Annotated in this window: 18 protein-coding genes; 12 read left to right on the top strand and 6 right to left on the bottom strand. The window is 37.1% G+C overall.

Annotated elements, in window-relative coordinates:
* The 5 genes from E1140_RS14910 to E1140_RS14890 form a co-directional block, all read left to right on the top strand.
* Positions 1-298, top strand: a 298-nt coding sequence (locus E1140_RS14910) for an ArsR/SmtB family transcription factor (protein ID WP_246202957.1), incomplete at its 5' end; no start/stop codon positions are given.
* Between the two features lie 65 nt (positions 299-363).
* Complete coding sequence (locus tag E1140_RS14905; RefSeq protein WP_155185476.1) at positions 364-786, top strand: ArsI/CadI family heavy metal resistance metalloenzyme; 423 nt, start codon at positions 364-366, stop codon at positions 784-786.
* A 6-nt stretch (positions 787-792) separates the two neighbouring features.
* Positions 793-1,443, top strand: a complete 651-nt coding sequence (locus E1140_RS14900; RefSeq protein WP_155185473.1) for an MIP/aquaporin family protein — start codon at positions 793-795, stop codon at positions 1,441-1,443.
* Position 1,444: 1 nt separating this feature from the next.
* Entirely contained in the window at positions 1,445-1,876 is a 432-nt protein-coding gene (gene arsN2 / locus E1140_RS14895; RefSeq protein WP_155185470.1) for an arsenic resistance N-acetyltransferase ArsN2, read from the top strand.
* Entirely contained in the window at positions 1,873-2,289 is a 417-nt protein-coding gene (locus tag E1140_RS14890) for an arsenate reductase ArsC (protein WP_155185467.1), read from the top strand. Before arsN2 ends, E1140_RS14890 begins: the two co-directional genes overlap by 4 nt.
* Before the next feature lie 7 nt (positions 2,290-2,296).
* Here the strand turns inward: E1140_RS14890 and E1140_RS14885 are convergent, their stop codons facing one another.
* The 3 genes from E1140_RS14885 to E1140_RS14875 are packed head-to-tail and all read right to left on the bottom strand — an operon-like array spanning position 2,297 to position 5,883.
* On the bottom strand, positions 2,297-5,008 hold the full coding sequence (locus E1140_RS14885; protein WP_221412703.1) for an ABC transporter permease: 2,712 nt from the start codon (positions 5,006-5,008) through the stop codon (positions 2,297-2,299).
* 27 nt (positions 5,009-5,035) lie between these two features.
* Complete coding sequence (locus tag E1140_RS14880; RefSeq protein ID WP_155185464.1) at positions 5,036-5,542, bottom strand: hypothetical protein; 507 nt, start codon at positions 5,540-5,542, stop codon at positions 5,036-5,038.
* An 8-nt stretch (positions 5,543-5,550) separates the two neighbouring features.
* Entirely contained in the window at positions 5,551-5,883 is a 333-nt protein-coding gene (locus E1140_RS14875) for a PadR family transcriptional regulator (protein WP_155185461.1), read from the bottom strand.
* A gap of 201 nt (positions 5,884-6,084) precedes the next feature.
* Between E1140_RS14875 and serA the strand changes: the two genes are divergently transcribed.
* From serA to E1140_RS14860, 3 genes are all read left to right on the top strand, one after another.
* On the top strand, positions 6,085-7,983 hold the full coding sequence (gene serA, locus E1140_RS14870) for a phosphoglycerate dehydrogenase (RefSeq protein WP_155185458.1): 1,899 nt from the start codon (positions 6,085-6,087) through the stop codon (positions 7,981-7,983).
* 9 nt (positions 7,984-7,992) lie between these two features.
* Positions 7,993-8,469 (top strand): nuclear transport factor 2 family protein, encoded by a 477-nt coding sequence (locus E1140_RS14865; RefSeq protein ID WP_155185455.1) that lies wholly within the window; start codon positions 7,993-7,995, stop codon positions 8,467-8,469.
* 86 nt (positions 8,470-8,555) lie between these two features.
* Positions 8,556-9,698 (top strand): hypothetical protein, encoded by a 1,143-nt coding sequence (locus E1140_RS14860; protein WP_155185452.1) that lies wholly within the window; start codon positions 8,556-8,558, stop codon positions 9,696-9,698.
* A gap of 1 nt (position 9,699) precedes the next feature.
* On the opposite strand, the gene E1140_RS14855 is transcribed toward E1140_RS14860, so the two are convergent.
* Positions 9,700-10,896: a DEAD/DEAH box helicase gene (locus tag E1140_RS14855; RefSeq protein WP_185153612.1), complete on the bottom strand. Its 1,197-nt coding sequence runs from the start codon at positions 10,894-10,896 to the stop codon at positions 9,700-9,702.
* 105 nt (positions 10,897-11,001) lie between these two features.
* Here E1140_RS14855 and E1140_RS14850 point away from each other — a divergent pair, with 105 nt between their 5' ends.
* Positions 11,002-11,673: an HAD family hydrolase gene (locus E1140_RS14850; protein WP_155185449.1), complete on the top strand. Its 672-nt coding sequence runs from the start codon at positions 11,002-11,004 to the stop codon at positions 11,671-11,673.
* Positions 11,674-11,704: 31 nt separating this feature from the next.
* On the opposite strand, the gene E1140_RS14845 is transcribed toward E1140_RS14850, so the two are convergent.
* Positions 11,705-13,639, bottom strand: a complete 1,935-nt coding sequence (locus E1140_RS14845) for a GAF domain-containing protein (RefSeq protein ID WP_155185446.1) — start codon at positions 13,637-13,639, stop codon at positions 11,705-11,707.
* Positions 13,640-13,671: 32 nt separating this feature from the next.
* A complete protein-coding gene (locus tag E1140_RS14840) occupies positions 13,672-14,181 on the bottom strand; it encodes a YfiR family protein (protein ID WP_155185443.1) in 510 nt (169 codons plus the stop codon).
* A 186-nt stretch (positions 14,182-14,367) separates the two neighbouring features.
* Between E1140_RS14840 and msrB the strand changes: the two genes are divergently transcribed.
* The 3 genes from msrB to E1140_RS14825 all read left to right on the top strand — a co-directional run.
* Positions 14,368-14,865 carry a peptide-methionine (R)-S-oxide reductase MsrB gene (gene msrB / locus E1140_RS14835; RefSeq protein ID WP_155185440.1) on the top strand — a complete coding sequence of 166 codons (498 nt, stop codon included), beginning with the start codon at positions 14,368-14,370 and terminating at the stop codon, positions 14,863-14,865.
* A gap of 150 nt (positions 14,866-15,015) precedes the next feature.
* Complete coding sequence (gene lhgO / locus E1140_RS14830; protein ID WP_155185437.1) at positions 15,016-16,212, top strand: L-2-hydroxyglutarate oxidase; 1,197 nt, start codon at positions 15,016-15,018, stop codon at positions 16,210-16,212.
* Positions 16,213-16,822: HesA/MoeB/ThiF family protein (locus E1140_RS14825; protein ID WP_185153611.1), on the top strand; the 610-nt coding region annotated here is incomplete at its 3' end. It lies immediately after the preceding gene.

The raw sequence follows: 16,822 nt of genomic DNA, 5'->3' as shown, positions 1-16,822 counted from the left end.
AAAACAGAACAGGATGGCCGTATTGGCCAAGGCTTTAGGTCATCCTGCTCGCATTGCCATTATTGAGTATCTGACGAGAGCTCAATCATGTGTATGTGGCGATATTGTTAACGAATTGCCACTTTCTCAATCCACAGTTTCTCAGCATTTAAAAGAGCTTAAAGATGCAGGCCTGATTAAAGGTACCATTGACGGGCCAAGCGTTTGCTATTGTATTAATGCTGAAGTGTGGGAAGGAGCTAAAAGTCAATTTGGAGATTTGTTTGCTTCATACGACCCTGTGAACAACTGCTGTTAAAAAAATTTGCTCATATTCATCGTATTATTACGATTTAAGATGTATAACTTTATAAATTTGTAACAATGGAAAATTTCACAACCAGAATGCACGTAAGCTACTCAGTATCTAACATAGAAAAGACGGTAGCGTTCTATAACAAGTTTTTTGAAACCGAACCTGTAAAAACCAAAAAGGGATATGCTAAATATCTGCTGGATGAACCTTCTTTAAACATTAGTTTTGTCCAAAGTGAGAAAGTTAACCCACAGCATGTACACTTCGGCATTGAAGTCAACAATCCAGAGTTGTTAAAATCAAAGCTTGGTAATGCTTTAACTCAAGACCTTCCTATTGATGAAGAAAAAGAGGTTAAGTGCTGTTATGCTAAACAAGATAAGTTTTGGGTGACTGATCCGGATGGCTACAAATGGGAGGTTTTCAAATTTCTTGAAGATGTAGAACAAAACGATGAAAAATATGCAGAGGAAGGAGCCTGCTGCTCTTAAGATTATATGACTACAAGACACAAAGCTTTTATAGCTGAGTTTATTGGAACTTTTGCACTGGTATTTTGTGGTACCGGTGCAATTGTTATTAATGACCTTAGCAACGGAACCATTGGACATGCAGGAATAGCAATTGTATTCGGAGCCATAGTTATGGCTATTATATATTGCTTTGGAGAACTATCTGGAGCACACATCAACCCTGCAGTTACATTATCTTTTTGGTTGGCAAAACGGTTTGACAAAAGCTTAGTCCTTCCCTACATCGTGAGCCAACTGGCAGGCGCTTTATTTGCAAGCTTAACGTTGATGTTTCTATTTCCAACTCATGAATTGCTTGGCGCCACCTTACCTACATTTGAACCGACTCAGTCTTTTGTACTTGAGCTAATCATGAGCTACATTCTTATGTTGGTAATTATTCAAGTATCATCCGGCTCGAAAGAAACAGGTACCATGGCAGGAATGGCCATTGGAGGAGTGGTGTTACTTGAAGCGATGTTTGGTGGACCTATATCCGGTGCTTCTATGAACCCAGCCAGATCTTTTGGACCAGCTATTGCTTCTGGACATTTGGAGCACCTCTGGCTTTACCTTTTAGCACCAATACTGGGTATGTTTTTGAGTATTTTTACATGGAGACTTATTAAAACCTAGTATGGTAAAGCAATTAGATCAATCTCATTTATCAGCTATACTGCGACTGTTAAAAGAAAATGGATTGCCTGTAAAAGACATTGACTTGAAGAAACAGAGCTTTTGGGGGTTAGTTAAACAAGAGCAGCTAATTGGTATAGGTGCTTTAGAAATCAAAGGTGATTCTGCATTACTCCGTTCACTAGCTATTGATAAAAATTCTCAAAACATGGGGCTAGGAAATCAATTATTAACAACTATGTTAGAGCTATCCAAAAGCAAAGGAATTAAGAACCTTTTCCTGTTAACTGAAACAGCTGAGCCATTTTTTAAGAAAAACAATTTTAAAAATATAAATAGAAACCAGGTTCCAGAAGAAATTGCCATGACCGAAGAATTCAAATCCATTTGTCCTTCATCTGCAATTTGCATGACCTTAAAAATTGAATCATGAAAAAGAATGTATTAGTACTTTGCACCGGAAATTCCTGCCGCAGTCAGATTGCAGAAGGCTTTTTGAAAAAACTAGCTGGTGACAAGGCTCAAGTTTACAGTGCCGGTGTTGAGACTCATGGTGTTAACCCTAAAGCCATAAAGACTATGAGAGAAGCTGATATTGATATCAGCGGTCATACCTCAAATCATATTGACGAATATCAAGACATAAACTTTGACTTCGTGATTACAGTGTGTGATAATGCAAAGGAACGGTGTCCCTACTTCCCTACAAAGGCAGTTAAATTTCATCACAACTTCCCAGATCCTGCCAAAGCAACTGGAACTGAAGAAGAAGTAATGGAAGAATTCAGAAGAGTAAGAGAAATGATAAGAGAGTACTCTACTGAGTTCGTAAGTAACAACTTATAAATACATATTACTCTGCCTTTAAACTCTTGACGGGATTAACTATAGCAGCCTTTATACTCTGATAGCTGACTGTCAAAATTGAAATGGTAATAGCCATACATGATGATAAAATGAGCACCCACCACCCTATTTCTATGTGGTAAGTAAAATCTTCGAGCCATTTATTCATGATAAACCAGCTTAAAGGTAATGCTAGCACTACTGAAATTAAAACTAGCTTCATGAAATCCATAGATAGTTTATAAACGATTTGTTGTATGCTTGCCCCCAACACCTTTCTTATGCCTATTTCTTTGGATCTTCTCTCAGTGTTAAATGCAGCCAAGCCAAACAAGCCTAAACAAGCAATAGCTATAGATAGTGCTGTAAAAACTAAGAAAATGGTGCCTAACCTTAGTTCTGCTTTATAGGTATCGTTAAAAGACTCATCCATAAAGTAATAATTAAATGGCTGGCCTGGGCTCAGTTCTTTCCAGATACTTTCCACTTGCTCAATAGGTTCTGAAAAATTTCCTGCATTCAATTTTATCAACATCCTGTTGGCACCGCCCGCCAGCGAAAAACTTAATCCATTGATTTGATTGCGCATAGACTCAAAATGAAAATTCTTTACGACTCCTATAATGGTTACAAACTCAATATTCTCTTTGTCGTCACGATGAAAGTCATCAGTAAGTCTCAGACCAATTGCTTCATCTGCACTCACATTAAGCATCTCTAAAGCCCTTTCATTGATTAACAATGCATTAGAGTCAGACGGATAATTTTCATCGAAATTTCGGCCTGCTATTATTTCCATGCCTAAAGTAGATACATAGTCATGGTCGATTCTCCAGTTGCCTATAATAATAGCCCCTTCAGAATCCATATGTCCTTCTCTAAAAAAAGTTGTGCCACTTCTTTCGGATGGAGTTGGTAAAAAACTACTTAATGATACATCTTCCACCTGCCCAATTTTCTTTACTTCCTCTTTGAAGGTGTTAATCTGATTTCCAGTAGCATCAACATTTTCAATGACCAGTATTTGATCCTTTTTATAGCCTAAATCTTTACTCTGGATATATCTCAATTGTTGAAAAACTACTAAAGTGCCAACAAGTAGAAAAATGGATATTGAAAACTGAAATACAACTAGAATGTTTCTTATTCCACCACCAGAAACTGAAAGCTTATCCCCGCCACTTAATACTTTTACTGGTGCAAATTTAGATATAAAAAAGGCCGGGTAACTTCCTGAAAACAAACTAAGAACTGCCGTTGCCAATAGTAGAATAAGCCAGAAAGAAACTTGTCCGAAGGGTATGCTCATTGCCTTGCCTGCAAGTGCATTAAAATATGGCAATACTATCACAGCCAATATCAAGGCCAAAACCAATGAAAGAAAAGAAATAATAGCTGATTCAGTTAAAAACTGTCTTACTAACCCTAACCTATTCGAGCCTAATGTTTTTCTGATACCCACTTCCTTCGCGCGCTTCAGTGAGTGTGCAGTGGATAGGTTCATAAAGTTAACCGAAGCCATCAGTATTAGGAAAAACCCTATGAATGATAATATGTAAATATTCTTAATATCACTATTTGGGTTAAACTCGCCCTCTCTATCTTGAGAATGCAAATGAATATCTGTCAGCGCCATTGACCCAAAGTGCATAAAGTTTCCAGATTCTTCGTTAGCCTTTCTTGCACTTTCTACGGTGAGTCCTGGTACAAATTGCATTGCCCAGGGAATAAGATACCTGTCAATAACGCCACCCAAGTAGGCATTAAAGTCATCTGGATTAGCTCCTGGTCGGAGCTTAACAAATGTTGGAAAGTTCCAGTTGTTCCAAGCCGGACTATTGTAATCCTTCATACTAGACAAGGATACAAACACATTATAGCCTCTTAAAAATGAGTTCTCAGGCATATTATCTATAACTCCAGATACTACATAAGTATCATCATTATTTAATATCAGGCTTTTCCCCACGGCATTTTTTACAGAGCCAAAATAATGTGTTGCAGCATCCCGAGTTAGCACCAAATTATTGACCTCCTTGAGCGCATTAGCTTTATTTCCGTGTATCAAATCAAAACCAAACATATCGAAGAAATAGTCATCCGCAGCAACAACATACTTCTCCTTAGTATTTAATTCATCATCCTTTTTTTTAATTAAAGTGTTCCCAATTTCCCTGAACCTTGTCACCATTTCCAGATGAGGGTAATCTTCTCTCATTACTTCCGCTAGCGGACAGGAGACTGAAGCATATTTAGTAAGCTCACCTGCAGTTTTATTATCAATGTTAATTCGATATATTCTGTCCGCGTCAGCAAAGGACTTATCATAGTTTAAATCATCATAGATATAAAGTGAAATAAGCAAGGCCCCAGCCATCCCAATTGCAAGGCCGACAGTATTCAAAAAAGTAAAAAATGGCTGTTTGGTAAAGCTTCTTATAGCTATTTTAAAATAGTTTCTATACATGGCCATTGGTAATGCTGTACCAGTATTTTTTCGTTTTTGATTAGTAAATTCTTCATCTCCCATGGTAGGTATCTCCCCAAATTCTTCTACTGCTATTTTAAATGCCAATTCTTCTGTATGCCCCTCAGTTTTAAGATCGTCAATATGATCTCTCAGGTGTAGTTCCATTTCTCTTATATGTCCATGGTCAAAGGCTTTGTGCTTCCTAAACTGCTTTAACCATTGTTTTATTGATTCTTCCAGATTAAACATTGCGGTATTTCTTGATTGAATGATGAATTAGAATTTGCTTTTGATTTTCAGAAATGCTCCCCGAAATAAAAAATACTCAAAACCATAAATGCCAATGAATATTAAGCCGAACATAACGGGCAGAACACCGCCAAACCCTAGCATCATACTCAATACAAAGCCTAAATAATACTCAGGAGTACATAGGTTTAAGAACAGTGCCATGGCAAACGTTACATACAAAACATAATTTATGATATCTGGCGAATAATTGAATAGAATAGTGACTAAAACTCCAAATACCAGACCACCTACAAACACATAAATTTGTTTAGCTGATATTACGGGCTTTCTAGACATAAGAGCCAGTACTACCCATGTTGCTAAAGGCATGCTTAACAAACTCCACCAATTAGATATGGAAGGCATGTCCTTGTCGTGCAAGATATAATGCGATGAAACACCACCATTAAAAAATTCAAATAATATAAAGCCAATTACATAAAGTAAGACTACTGCTGTTAATTTTAACTTAAGATTTGAGTTTAAGACCATTGCTATTTTTATTTAGAGGAAACTTCCCATATTGAATTAAGAACAGAATTAACTTGTGACCATTGTTCTTGCTCTACTATTAGTTCTTGTTTACCAGCCTCAGTTATTTCATAATACTTCCTGGGTCTGGAATCATCGTTAACTGTCCAGTTAGAAACTATTAACCCTTCCTTTTCTAACCGGTGCAATACCGGGTAAAGCATTCCGTCAGAATACTTCATTTTGCCATGAGACAATTCCTTTATCTTTTTGATGATTAAATACCCATAACTATTACCCTGCTTGAGAATACCTAGAATAATTGGTTTGGTAGATGCTGCTGTTAAATTTTTCGAAATCATAGTTTTATAAATCTATATACATAGAATACCAAAGTATAACGAAAGGTAAAATCAAAGGTTGCGTATCGTTCTTACTTTTTTAGCAAATCAGGTTTAAAACTGTCAGCAATCGGTTGCATAAAAAGCCCTGATAATTTAATCTCACATAAGCTTTACTAAAATGAATTAAACCACTTATTTCGTCCTAATAAGACCAGAGAAATGAGCAAAGGGAACAAGAAATACTTCATTATCGATTTTGATAGTACGTTTACGCAGGTAGAAGCGCTAGACATTTTAGGTGAAATATCTTTAAAAGATTCACCAGACAGAGATAATCGACTTCAACAAATTAAGGATATTACTGATAAGGGAATGAATGGTTCATTTTCCTTTCGTGAATCCTTGGAGCAACGTATTAATATTCTCAATGCCCATAAAAATCACCTCCCAAAGCTAATAGAAGAGTTAAAAAAAGTGGTATCCACCTCTTTCAAGAGAAATGCTGATTTCTTTGAAAAATATGCTGACAGAGTTTATATCATGTCTAATGGTTTTAAGGATTTTATTGTGCCTATCGTGGGTGATTATCATATTAAACCTGAAAATGTATGTGCCAATGAATTCGAGTTTGATGAAGACGGAAATATAGTCGGCTTTGACAAAGAAAATGTACTATCATCTAACAACGGAAAAGTTGAGCAGCTTAAATCTTTAGAATTAAAAGGCGATATTTATGTTATTGGTGATGGGTATACTGACTATGAAATTAAAGCAGCTGGACTAGCCAATAAGTTTTATGCCTTTACGGAAAATGTGGAGCGTGCCAATGTAACTGAAAATGCAGATCACATCGCCCCTAGCTTTGATGAATTTTTATATTTGAATAATTTGAATACCGCCATATCATATCCAAAGAATAGAATTAATGTACTACTACTAGAAAATGTGCATTCAAAGGCTATTGATAACCTAAAGAAAGAAGGATATAATGTTGAGGTCTACCCTGCAGGACTGGATGAGGATGAGCTGGTAAAGAAAATAAAGAACGTCTCAGTACTCGGTATCCGATCAAAAACCAACGTTACAAAAAGAGTATTAGACAATGCTAACAGGTTAATTTCAATTGGGGCATTTTGTATAGGAACAAACCAAATAGATTTAGAAGCTTGTCTAGAGAAAGGTGTTGCGGTTTTCAACGCCCCTTTTAGTAATACACGCTCTGTAGTGGAAATGGCCATTTCTGAGATTATATTGTTGCTTCGTCAGTTGAGCGATCGTTCTGCTAAAATGCACAATGGTCAATGGGATAAATCTGCCAAAGGCAGTTTTGAGATTAGAGGCAAAAAACTAGGCATTATTGGCTATGGGAATATTGGAGCTCAGTTATCCGTAGTTGCCGAGTCTATAGGTCTGAAGGTATTGTATTTTGACATAGAGGAAAAGTTAGCATTAGGCAATGCTACCAAATGTGAGAGCCTTGAAGAGTTATTGAGTGAATCAGACATTATATCACTTCATGTTGACGGACGAAAAGAAAATACAAATATCATTGGGGAGAACGAATTTAAGCAGATGAAAGATGGCGTGATCTTTCTGAATTTGAGCAGAGGGCATGTTGTTGATATAGAAGCACTTAAAGCGAACATTTTAAGCAAGAAAATTGCTGGAGCTGGTATTGATGTATTCCCTGAAGAGCCAAAAAGTAATGACGAAGAATTTATTTCTCCCTTGAGAGGCTTACCAAATGTATTACTCTCTCCTCATATTGGAGGAAGCACCTTAGAAGCTCAGGAAAACATAGCCACTTTTGTTCCTAACAAGATCATGGAATATATAAACACTGGCAGTACAACTAACAGCGTTAATTTTCCGAATCTTCAGTTACCAACGCTTCAAAATGCGCATCGTCTGATTCACATTCACTTGAACATGCCAGGCATTCTGGCTAAAATCAATCAGGTATTGGCAGATCATCAAATCAATATTGTTGGTCAGTACTTAAAAACCAATGAGGTCATTGGTTATGTAATCACTGACATTGACAAAGAGTACGACAAGGATGTGATAAAGGCACTAAGAAGTATAGAACATACCATAAAATTCAGGGTTTTATATTAATTTAACCCTATGGATACTTTATCAGATGTAGCTGTTGCCGACAAGTTTTATACAAGTTTTGCAAACCGAGATATAGATGGCATGCTCTCTTGCTACGATGATGCGGTAACATTTGAAGATCCTGCATTTGGGAAATTGACAGGTTCCCAGCCTCATAACATGTGGAGTATGCTCCTCAAACAGGGAGATTCCGGTTTAAAGATAACCCACTCCGCTCCTGTTGCTAAAAATGATAAGGTAGTAACCAATTGGGAAGCAGTTTATAAATTTTCTAAAACAGGCCGTCAGGTTCATAATATTATCACCGCAACTATGACTATAAAAAACGGCAAGATAATAGAACACAAAGATGTGTTTGACATTTGGCGATGGAGCCGTATGGCATTGGGTACAACTGGATTGCTTCTTGGCTTTACTCCATTAGTTAAAAATAAAATTCGTTCTCAAGCCTTAAAAGCTCTTCACAAATTTGAAAGCCAGCAATAGTTGGTTCTTTAAGGATCAATTATTTACTTGCATTTAAATTTTGGCATTAATTCTGTAGAATGCAGTTGAATTCAATTAATAAATCAATGAGAAAGTATATTTATCTATTTGCGTTAGTCTTTCCAATCATTTTATCTAATTGCTCTAGTGGTAAAAAGGCCTATGAAAAAGGTGATTATTACAGCGCAGTTTTAAAGTCTGTGAATAGGCTAAGACAGAACCCTTCTCACAAAAAGTCTAAAGAAGCTTTAAGAAAAAGTTATCCTCTTGCTGTTCAGACTGCCGAGCAAAAAGCCACCACAATTCTTTCTACCAATGCTCAATTCAAGTACAAGAATGCCATGGCTTATTATGAAAGAATCAACACCATGTATAATGAAATACGTGCGGCTCCTGGTGCTTTAAGTGTAATTAAAAACCCCAAGAACTATTTTGCTAAAGTGGCTTCGCTAAAACAGCAAGCTGCTGAGGAGAATTATGAAGAGGCACTAATATTACTAAATAGGAACACTAGAGAAGATGCAAAGACTGCTTTCTTGTTATTCAGAGAGGCTAACTCTTTTGTACCCAACTACAAGGATGTTCGTGACAAAATGGATGAAGCCAAGTTTCTTGCTACTTTGAAGGTTGTTGTAGAGCAAATTCCTGTTCCTTCAAGATATAACCTTAGCGGGAACTTCTTTCAGGACAAAATTGAGGAATATCTTCATACGCAGTTCAGAAGTAACGAGTTTGTTCAGTTTTATACGCCAAGAGAAGTGAAGTCCAATAAACTGCCATTCGTTGATCAGTATCTAAGATTGCAATTTGATGATTTTGTGGTTGGTGAAACGCACACAGAAAGACATACTGAGAAAGTAAGCAGAGATAGTGTAAAAACCGGAACGGTTTCTACCAGAGCTGGAGAAAAAGATGTGTACAGCACTGTTTCTGCCACATTGGTAGTCAACCGCAAGGAAGTACGCTCCAGAGGCTTGTTGAGTATGCGTGTGACTGATGCTGATTCAAAAGCCGTACTTACACACCGGAAATTCAATGGTGAGTTTATCTGGTTTTCTCAGTGGGGAAATTTCAATGGTGATGAGAGAGCGTTGTCTGATGAACAGTTAGACATTTGTCAACAACAGGAAGTACTGCCTCCTGACCCACAGACACTATTTATAGAATTCACCAGGCCGATATATGATCAGTTGGTGCCAGCAGTAAATGATTTTTATAGGAGGTATTAAGTTACCTCCTTTTAGTAAACTTTCTTTTGCCCTTAGGCTTTGGTCTGGATGGGTTGTAAACAGGTGCTTCGCCTAGTGATTCTGGCACTTTTGCTTTAGGTACTGGTGCTCCCAAAAGCTCTTCAATCTGAAGAAAGTCTCGTTGTTCCTTCTCATTAACGAATGTAAAGGCCACCCCTTTTGAAGCGGCTCTTGCTGTACGCCCTATTCTGTGAATATAATCTTCTCCATCGTTTGGCACATCATAATTGATTACCAACTCAATATCTTCAATATCAATACCCCTGGACAGAATATCAGTGGCAACAAGTATATTTAATTTCTTATTCTTAAATGCTTGTAAAACCTGCTCCCGCTCCTTCTGCTCTAAATCAGAATGAATCTCCTCTGACAGAAATTTCATCTTCTTAAGCTCTCTATTCAGCTGCTTAGTAGCAGATTTGGTACTACAAAAAACTATCACACTTTGAAGTTTCTTGGCACTAAGTATATATTTGGCTAATTCAATTTTTTGGCTGTCATAAACAACAAAAGCGGCTTGAACTATTCTTTCAGCAGGTTTTGAAACAGCAATATTAATTTGTTCAGGATCTTTTAAAATGGTCTTTGCCAGCTCTCTAATCTTAGGTGGCATAGTTGCAGAAAACATCAGGTTTTGCCTTTCCTTTGGCAAGTATGAGACTATCTTCATCAGATCTTCATTAAAACCCATGTCAAGCATTCTATCAGCCTCATCAAGTACCAGATACTTAAGATTATCAACCTTAACGTATCCCATATTTAAATGAGCTATAAGCCTGCCAGGAGTACCAATGATCATATCTGCTCCTTCTGATAACGCCATTTTTTCGCGTGCGAAAGAAGAACCATCGCCTCCTCCATAAACCGCTAATGAACTTACAGAAGTAAAATATGATAGGCCTTCCATCTGCTGGTCTATTTGGACAGCCAATTCTCTAGTTGGCACTACCACTAAAGCCTTTATACTTCCATCATGAGGGTTATTTAAGATGTGATGTATAACCGGTAACAAAAAGGCCGCAGTTTTACCTGTCCCTGTTTGTGCAGAGGCTATAATATCCTTTTTACTTAATATAACCGGGATGGCTTGCTCCTGAACGGGTGTGGCTTCCTCAAATCCTATCGCCTGTATACCTTCCAATAATTTGGAATCAAGGCCGAAATCTACAAACTTCACTTATGTACTTGCTCTTTTCTTTCTCTAAGCATGCAATTTAGACAAAATATGCAGAATAGCATCGTTGAAAACATTATCATTGTAAGAATCAATTTAGAACTATAAATGCGCATTGAACAAATAATATTTGACTGCGATGGTGTGCTGGTAGATACGGAAATTGTATCTGCAGAAGTAATGGTTGCACTTCTTAAAAGCCTGGGCCAAAAAATAGAAATCAAATATTTCCTTTCAGAATATACAGGTAAAACCTTCAGAACCATTTTTGAAGACATGACCATTGACCCAAGGGTTGATATTGATATGTTAATTAAGAATGTGGAAGAGCGCGTTTATCAGGATTTAAGAGCTATTGACGGTATGAGTAAGCTTGCTGCAGACGTAAAGCTTCCAAAGGCAGTGGTATCTAATAGTAATCTATGGCAAATAGAAAAAGCATTGACAGCAACGAAACTGCTAGATATTTTTGAGCACAGATTCAGTGCCTCTATGGTATCTAAACCAAAACCAAGTCCTGCCATATACCTTCATGCAGCTGACACACTTGGGAAATCACCTGAAAGCTGCTTAGCTATTGAAGATAGTGTAAGTGGTTGCACCTCAGCCCTATCTGCAGGAATGAATGTTATTGGGTTTTGTGGAGGGGCACATATTACAGACAATCACAGAAATGAGCTTACTAAAATAGGTGTGCCCTTTATTGCTAACTCAGCCATTGAACTTGAAGGGTTATTAGAAAAAGTAACAAAAAACGAGTTAGATTTCTCTAACTCGTAGGTATTTATTTAGGTTGGATTTTTCTGGTTTATCAGGCGCTTGCTGTATATTTTGATACATCAACGGCCACCATCATAATTTTCCCCACTGCCCCATCTCTACTTTTTATAGGAGCATAGCTCTCTACCAATTGAATAACTTTTCCTCCTTTTCCAACTCTTTCGAACTCACCATATTTTGCAATTCCCAAAGTAAGATCTTTCCAGAACTGCTTATAGGTATCGGACGTCTTATCTTCTTTATTCACAAAGAGTCTATGGCTTTCCCCAAGTATCTCATCTTTAAAGTATCCGGTAATATCAAGGAAGTTTTGATTCGCATTGATAACATAACCATCAGCATCAAACTCAATCATAGCAACTGATGAATTAATAGCTTCCATGGTGCTTTCTGCTTCTGCCTGACCTCTTTGCATCTCTTCTTGTGTAGCCTGCAGCTCTTCCATATTCTGGCGCATTTCCTCTTCTTGAGAACGCATCTGCTCGGTCATTTCCTGAGATTCTTCCAGCAACTTCTGAGTTTTGGCATTGATCTTAACAGAAGATACCGTTGATGCAATACTCTCAGCTATCTTCTGAACAAACTCTACTTCGTAATCCTCAAATACTTTGAAAGAAGCAATTTCAACCACTCCATAAATCTCTTCATTCACCTTTAGAGGAACGATTAGTACACTCTTAGGATTTGCGTCTCCAAGTCCAGAAGTAATTTTGATGTAGTTATCTGGCACCTCAGTAAGGTATATGGTATCCATTTCCTGCCATACCTGCCCTGCGAGTCCTTCTCCTTTATGTATTTTCTGGTCAATGTATTTCTTCTTATCCCAAGCGTAACATGCTAATAAAGACATGTATGGCTCGCTTTCTTCAGTATCATCAATAATGTAAATACCTCCTTGATTACAACCCATATAAGTTACGAGGCTCCTTATAATATCATCAGATAGTTTCTCAAGGTTATCATTATTACGTCTTAAAATGTCTCCAAACTTAGCCAAGCCTTCAGTTGACCAGTTTCTTTTCTGATCTTCTTCTGCAACTCTTGAAAGATTACTTCTCATTTCAAGAAGGGCATTACCTAACACATCATGATCACTCAATGGTTTAAATTCTGAGTCATACTTTCCATTACCTATGTTCTCAGCAAATATGGTGGTTGACCTTAAACCTCTGATCAAATTATCCATAGCAGTAGCCATTTCTCCAATTTCATCATTATTGAATTTCCTACCCTGATCATCAACTAGCTCCCCTTTACCAAGTTTGACGACAATATCTTTTATGTAATTGATAGGAACCGTAATCGACTTGGCCATGAAATAAGCACTTAGTAAACCAATCAATATAATTATCGCTCCAAGTATGATTGTAATATTTATCAGTTGGTTTGTCGCAGCAATAAGATCATCATCCGACTCCTGAGTAGTTTCCTGTTGCATTCTGGCTACTTCATCCAGCTTGCTTATAATGGAAGCCGTCATTGGTATCACCTGACTTTCAATGGCATCTTCAGCCAAAAGTTTGGTTAAAGGATCTTCGTAGTTCTCAAATGTTACTAGCTGCCCCATTACTTCTTGCTCAACAACCAACAGTGCCTCAAACTCAGTTCTAACTGTATCCATCAGGAAACGCTGACTGTCATTTTCCCAAGAACTCTCAAGTTCAAGGATTCTTTCTTTTAATGCTGGATAATCCTGATCGTGCAAAACTCGTAAGGCATCTTTATCATCAACATTACTCTGTACGTACACCCAGTTTATAATAAGCATTTTTGATTGTGTAACAAGCAATTTGAAATCACTAATAGCCTCTTTACTTGGCCTAATGATATCAGAAGACTTCTTTACTACTGTATCAATACTATTACTGGTAACAAATATTACAGCAGCATTGAAAACAAACAATACTATAAGGATCAGGAAACCTCCAAAAATCTTGTTTCCAATTTTCAATTTCATCTTTCGCATAAGTTGCTAATTAATAAGCGTTAAATAAAGATTTATATTATTATAGCTAATCTCGTTAATTCAGTAGACACCTTTAATCCAGCTTCTTCTACCGCGTGTCTATTTAATTCAAAAGCCAATTTACTATTTCTTTCAACAAAGTTAATAGCACTGCCTTCCATACCTAACCCCTCAGTCTCTGTTATTAATAATGTATTAGCAGTGTTAACCTTTGATTTTATATCTTCAAAACTGTCAGAAGCACCTTTAGACACAAACAATATATCAGTAGGTGTTACACTGGCACTACTCGCAAACTCCTTTATAATTATATCTCTTGATCCTGCTTTTTTAGCTGAAGCCATTTTCTTTAAATGTTCGATTATTGGAGATTCTCCAACAACACCTATAACGAAATCACCCTCTATTGTTGGCCACTGCACGTATCTAATAAAACTGTAGATATACACCGTGTGCAGCTGGTAATTTTGAGCAAAAGCCACTGAGCTCGACAACAACATGATAAAAACTACTATCCCCTTTAAAAATCCAACTCTTTTCATACCAACAGTAAATTAACCTGCAATTAATTTAATTTCAAAAATTAACTTCAAAATAACAATTTAAATACTAATAACCTTCAAGTAATCAATCTTTGATAATGTCCGTGCTTTGACAATACCTTCCAAACAATTAATTTATCTAAACTTTTTAAGAATTCTTAAGTTAAAGTACCCAAAGACAAAAATATGAATTATAAAAAAGTAGCGGGAGTATCTTTCGTCCTTTTATTAATGTTTTCTTCCTGCAGCAAAAGCCAGGAAGCTAAGAAGACAGTAGTAAAGAAAATGGAACCAAAGATTGAAAAGACTGATGAAGAATGGAAAGCGCAACTTACGCCTGAAGAATACCATGTATTAAGAGAAAAAGGTACAGAAATGGCCTTTACAGGCGACCTATGGGATAATCATGATAAAGGCACCTACACCTGCGCTGCTTGTGGAGAAAAGCTTTTTAGTTCAAAAACAAAATTTGAATCAGGAAGCGGGTGGCCAAGTTTCTTTGAGCCAATTAATCAGGAAAATGTGATTATCGAAAGAGACACAACTTTCGGAATTTTAAGAGAAGAAGTAGTTTGTGCAAAATGTGGTGGGCATCTAGGACATGTTTTTAATGACGGACCTGAACCTACCGGACTGAGATACTGCATTAATTCTGTATCAATGGATTTTGAAAAGAAACAGTAATAGTTTGTTTGTTAAGTAAAAAAGCTGGCTTTGAAAGAAGTCAGCTTTTTTTATTCCATAATAGATAAGGGGCCCATTCCTATATACTGTTCTGAGCAAGCATATTGTGACCTTTCTATTTATATTTGTCAGCTTTAAACTTACTTAGATTTGAAATACGACATAATAATAATTGGCGCTGGTATTGTTGGTTTAGCTACAGCATTAAAAACATTAGAAAAAAGACCTGAATCAAAAATTTTAATATTAGATAAGGAAGATGATGTAGCTAAGCATCAGACTGGTAATAATAGCGGTGTTATTCATTCGGGATTATATTATAAGCCAGGAAGTTTAAAGGCCACCAATTGTATTAACGGCTATCGCCAAATGGTCGAATTTTGTACTGAGTACGATATCCCTTTTGAACTGTGTGGTAAAATTGTGGTAGCTACTTCAAAAGAAGAAATTCCATTATTAAACAACCTTACAGAACGCGGAAAACAAAATGGCCTTGATAACCTCAAACCGCTAGAGGCTGAGGAATTGAAAGAATATGAACCCCATGTAGCTGGTGTAAAAGGCTTATTTGTACCTCAAACTGGAATTGTTGATTATACGCTGGTTTCAAAAAAATATGCTGAGCTCATAAAGTCTAAAGGTGGTACAATACAACTCGGAGAAAAGGTTTTAAATATTAAAACAGGTAAAGGCCGATCTACTGTAGTAACTTCTAAAGGCACATATGAAACCAAACTGATTGTAAACTGTGCCGGATTATATTCCGATAAGGTAGCCAGATTCACCAATCAGAAGCTAGATGTAAAAATCATTCCTTTTAGAGGTGAGTATTACAAGCTAACAAAAGAAAAGGAAAGCCTGGTCAAAAACCTGATATACCCCGTTCCTGATCCTAACTTTCCATTTTTAGGAGTCCATTTTACCCGCATGGCCAAAGGTGGTGTTGAGGCCGGCCCTAATGCAGTGCTTGCTTTTAAAAGAGAGGGTTATAAGAAGTCAGATATAAACCTTTCTGAACTAACAGAATCACTCCTATGGCCAGGATTTCAAAAAGTCGCAATGAAATATTGGAAAACTGGTTTTGGAGAAATGTATCGCTCTTTTTCGAAAGCAGCATTTACCAAAGCACTGCAAAAATTATTGCCTGAGGTTACAGAAAAAGACCTTGCTCCAGGAGGTGCCGGAGTACGTGCTCAGGCATGTGATAGAAATGGTGGATTAATAGATGACTTTTTAATTCTGGAAAATGAATTTGCAATCAATGTCTGTAACGCACCTTCTCCAGCCGCCACTTCTTCATTATCTATTGGCGACCATGTGTCAGATTTAATTATGAAACATTTTTAAATGTTATCACATGACGAAATAAAGCGATATCAACGGCATTTTGTGCTGCCCAACTTTGGTCCGCAAGCGCAGGAGAAGCTAAAAAAGTCAAGTGTACTAATCGTTGGTCTTGGTGCTTTGGGCAGTCCTGCGAGCCTCTATTTAGCTGCTGCGGGTGTCGGAAAACTTGGCCTTGTGGATGCAGATACCATAAATATTACTAATCTACAGCGTCAGATACTGTATAAGGAATCCGACATTAAAGCTAAAAAAATCGATAAAGCTAAAGCAAGCATAGCCCAACTAAATCAGCACGTAGAGCTTATTACATATCCCCAATTCCTGACCAGCCAAAATGCATTAGAAATCTTATCGGATTATGATCTGATTATTGATTGTACTGACAATTTCCCTACAAGGTACCTTATCAACGATGCCTGTATTCTTCTGAATAAACCTTATGTCTATGGCTCTATCCATCAATATGAAGGTCAGGTTTCAGTATTCAATGCGAAAAGTGATATTAATTACAGAGACCTTTTCCCAGAGCCTCCCAACCCTGAGTCTGTTCCGAACTGTGAAGAAGGTGGGGTCTTAGGCTCTCTTGCTGGGATTATTGGTAGTACTCAGG

Source organism: Fulvivirga lutimaris (assembly GCF_009711525.1).
Classification (GTDB): Bacteria; Bacteroidota; Bacteroidia; order Cytophagales; family Cyclobacteriaceae; genus Fulvivirga; species Fulvivirga lutimaris.
Note: the sequence above shows the minus strand (reverse complement) of the source record. Positions and strands in the feature narration are given on the sequence as shown.

Bases quoted from the DNA above. Each gene is read 5' to 3' on its own strand.
- msrB (WP_155185440.1), top strand. From the start codon at position 14,368: ATGAATTATAAAAAAGTAGCGGGAGTATCTTTCGTCCTTTTATTAATG.
- E1140_RS14850 (WP_155185449.1), top strand. From the start codon at position 11,002: ATGCGCATTGAACAAATAATATTTGACTGCGATGGTGTGCTGGTAGAT.
- E1140_RS14880 (WP_155185464.1), bottom strand. From the start codon at position 5,542: ATGGTCTTAAACTCAAATCTTAAGTTAAAATTAACAGCAGTAGTCTTA.
- E1140_RS14875 (WP_155185461.1), bottom strand. From the start codon at position 5,883: ATGATTTCGAAAAATTTAACAGCAGCATCTACCAAACCAATTATTCTA.
- E1140_RS14865 (WP_155185455.1), top strand. From the start codon at position 7,993: ATGGATACTTTATCAGATGTAGCTGTTGCCGACAAGTTTTATACAAGT.
- E1140_RS14885 (WP_221412703.1), bottom strand. From the start codon at position 5,008: ATGTTTAATCTGGAAGAATCAATAAAACAATGGTTAAAGCAGTTTAGG.
- E1140_RS14900 (WP_155185473.1), top strand. From the start codon at position 793: ATGACTACAAGACACAAAGCTTTTATAGCTGAGTTTATTGGAACTTTT.
- E1140_RS14845 (WP_155185446.1), bottom strand. From the start codon at position 13,639: ATGCGAAAGATGAAATTGAAAATTGGAAACAAGATTTTTGGAGGTTTC.
- E1140_RS14860 (WP_155185452.1), top strand. From the start codon at position 8,556: ATGAGAAAGTATATTTATCTATTTGCGTTAGTCTTTCCAATCATTTTA.
- E1140_RS14890 (WP_155185467.1), top strand. From the start codon at position 1,873: ATGAAAAAGAATGTATTAGTACTTTGCACCGGAAATTCCTGCCGCAGT.
- E1140_RS14840 (WP_155185443.1), bottom strand. From the start codon at position 14,181: ATGAAAAGAGTTGGATTTTTAAAGGGGATAGTAGTTTTTATCATGTTG.
- serA (WP_155185458.1), top strand. From the start codon at position 6,085: ATGAGCAAAGGGAACAAGAAATACTTCATTATCGATTTTGATAGTACG.
- arsN2 (WP_155185470.1), top strand. From the start codon at position 1,445: ATGGTAAAGCAATTAGATCAATCTCATTTATCAGCTATACTGCGACTG.
- E1140_RS14905 (WP_155185476.1), top strand. From the start codon at position 364: ATGGAAAATTTCACAACCAGAATGCACGTAAGCTACTCAGTATCTAAC.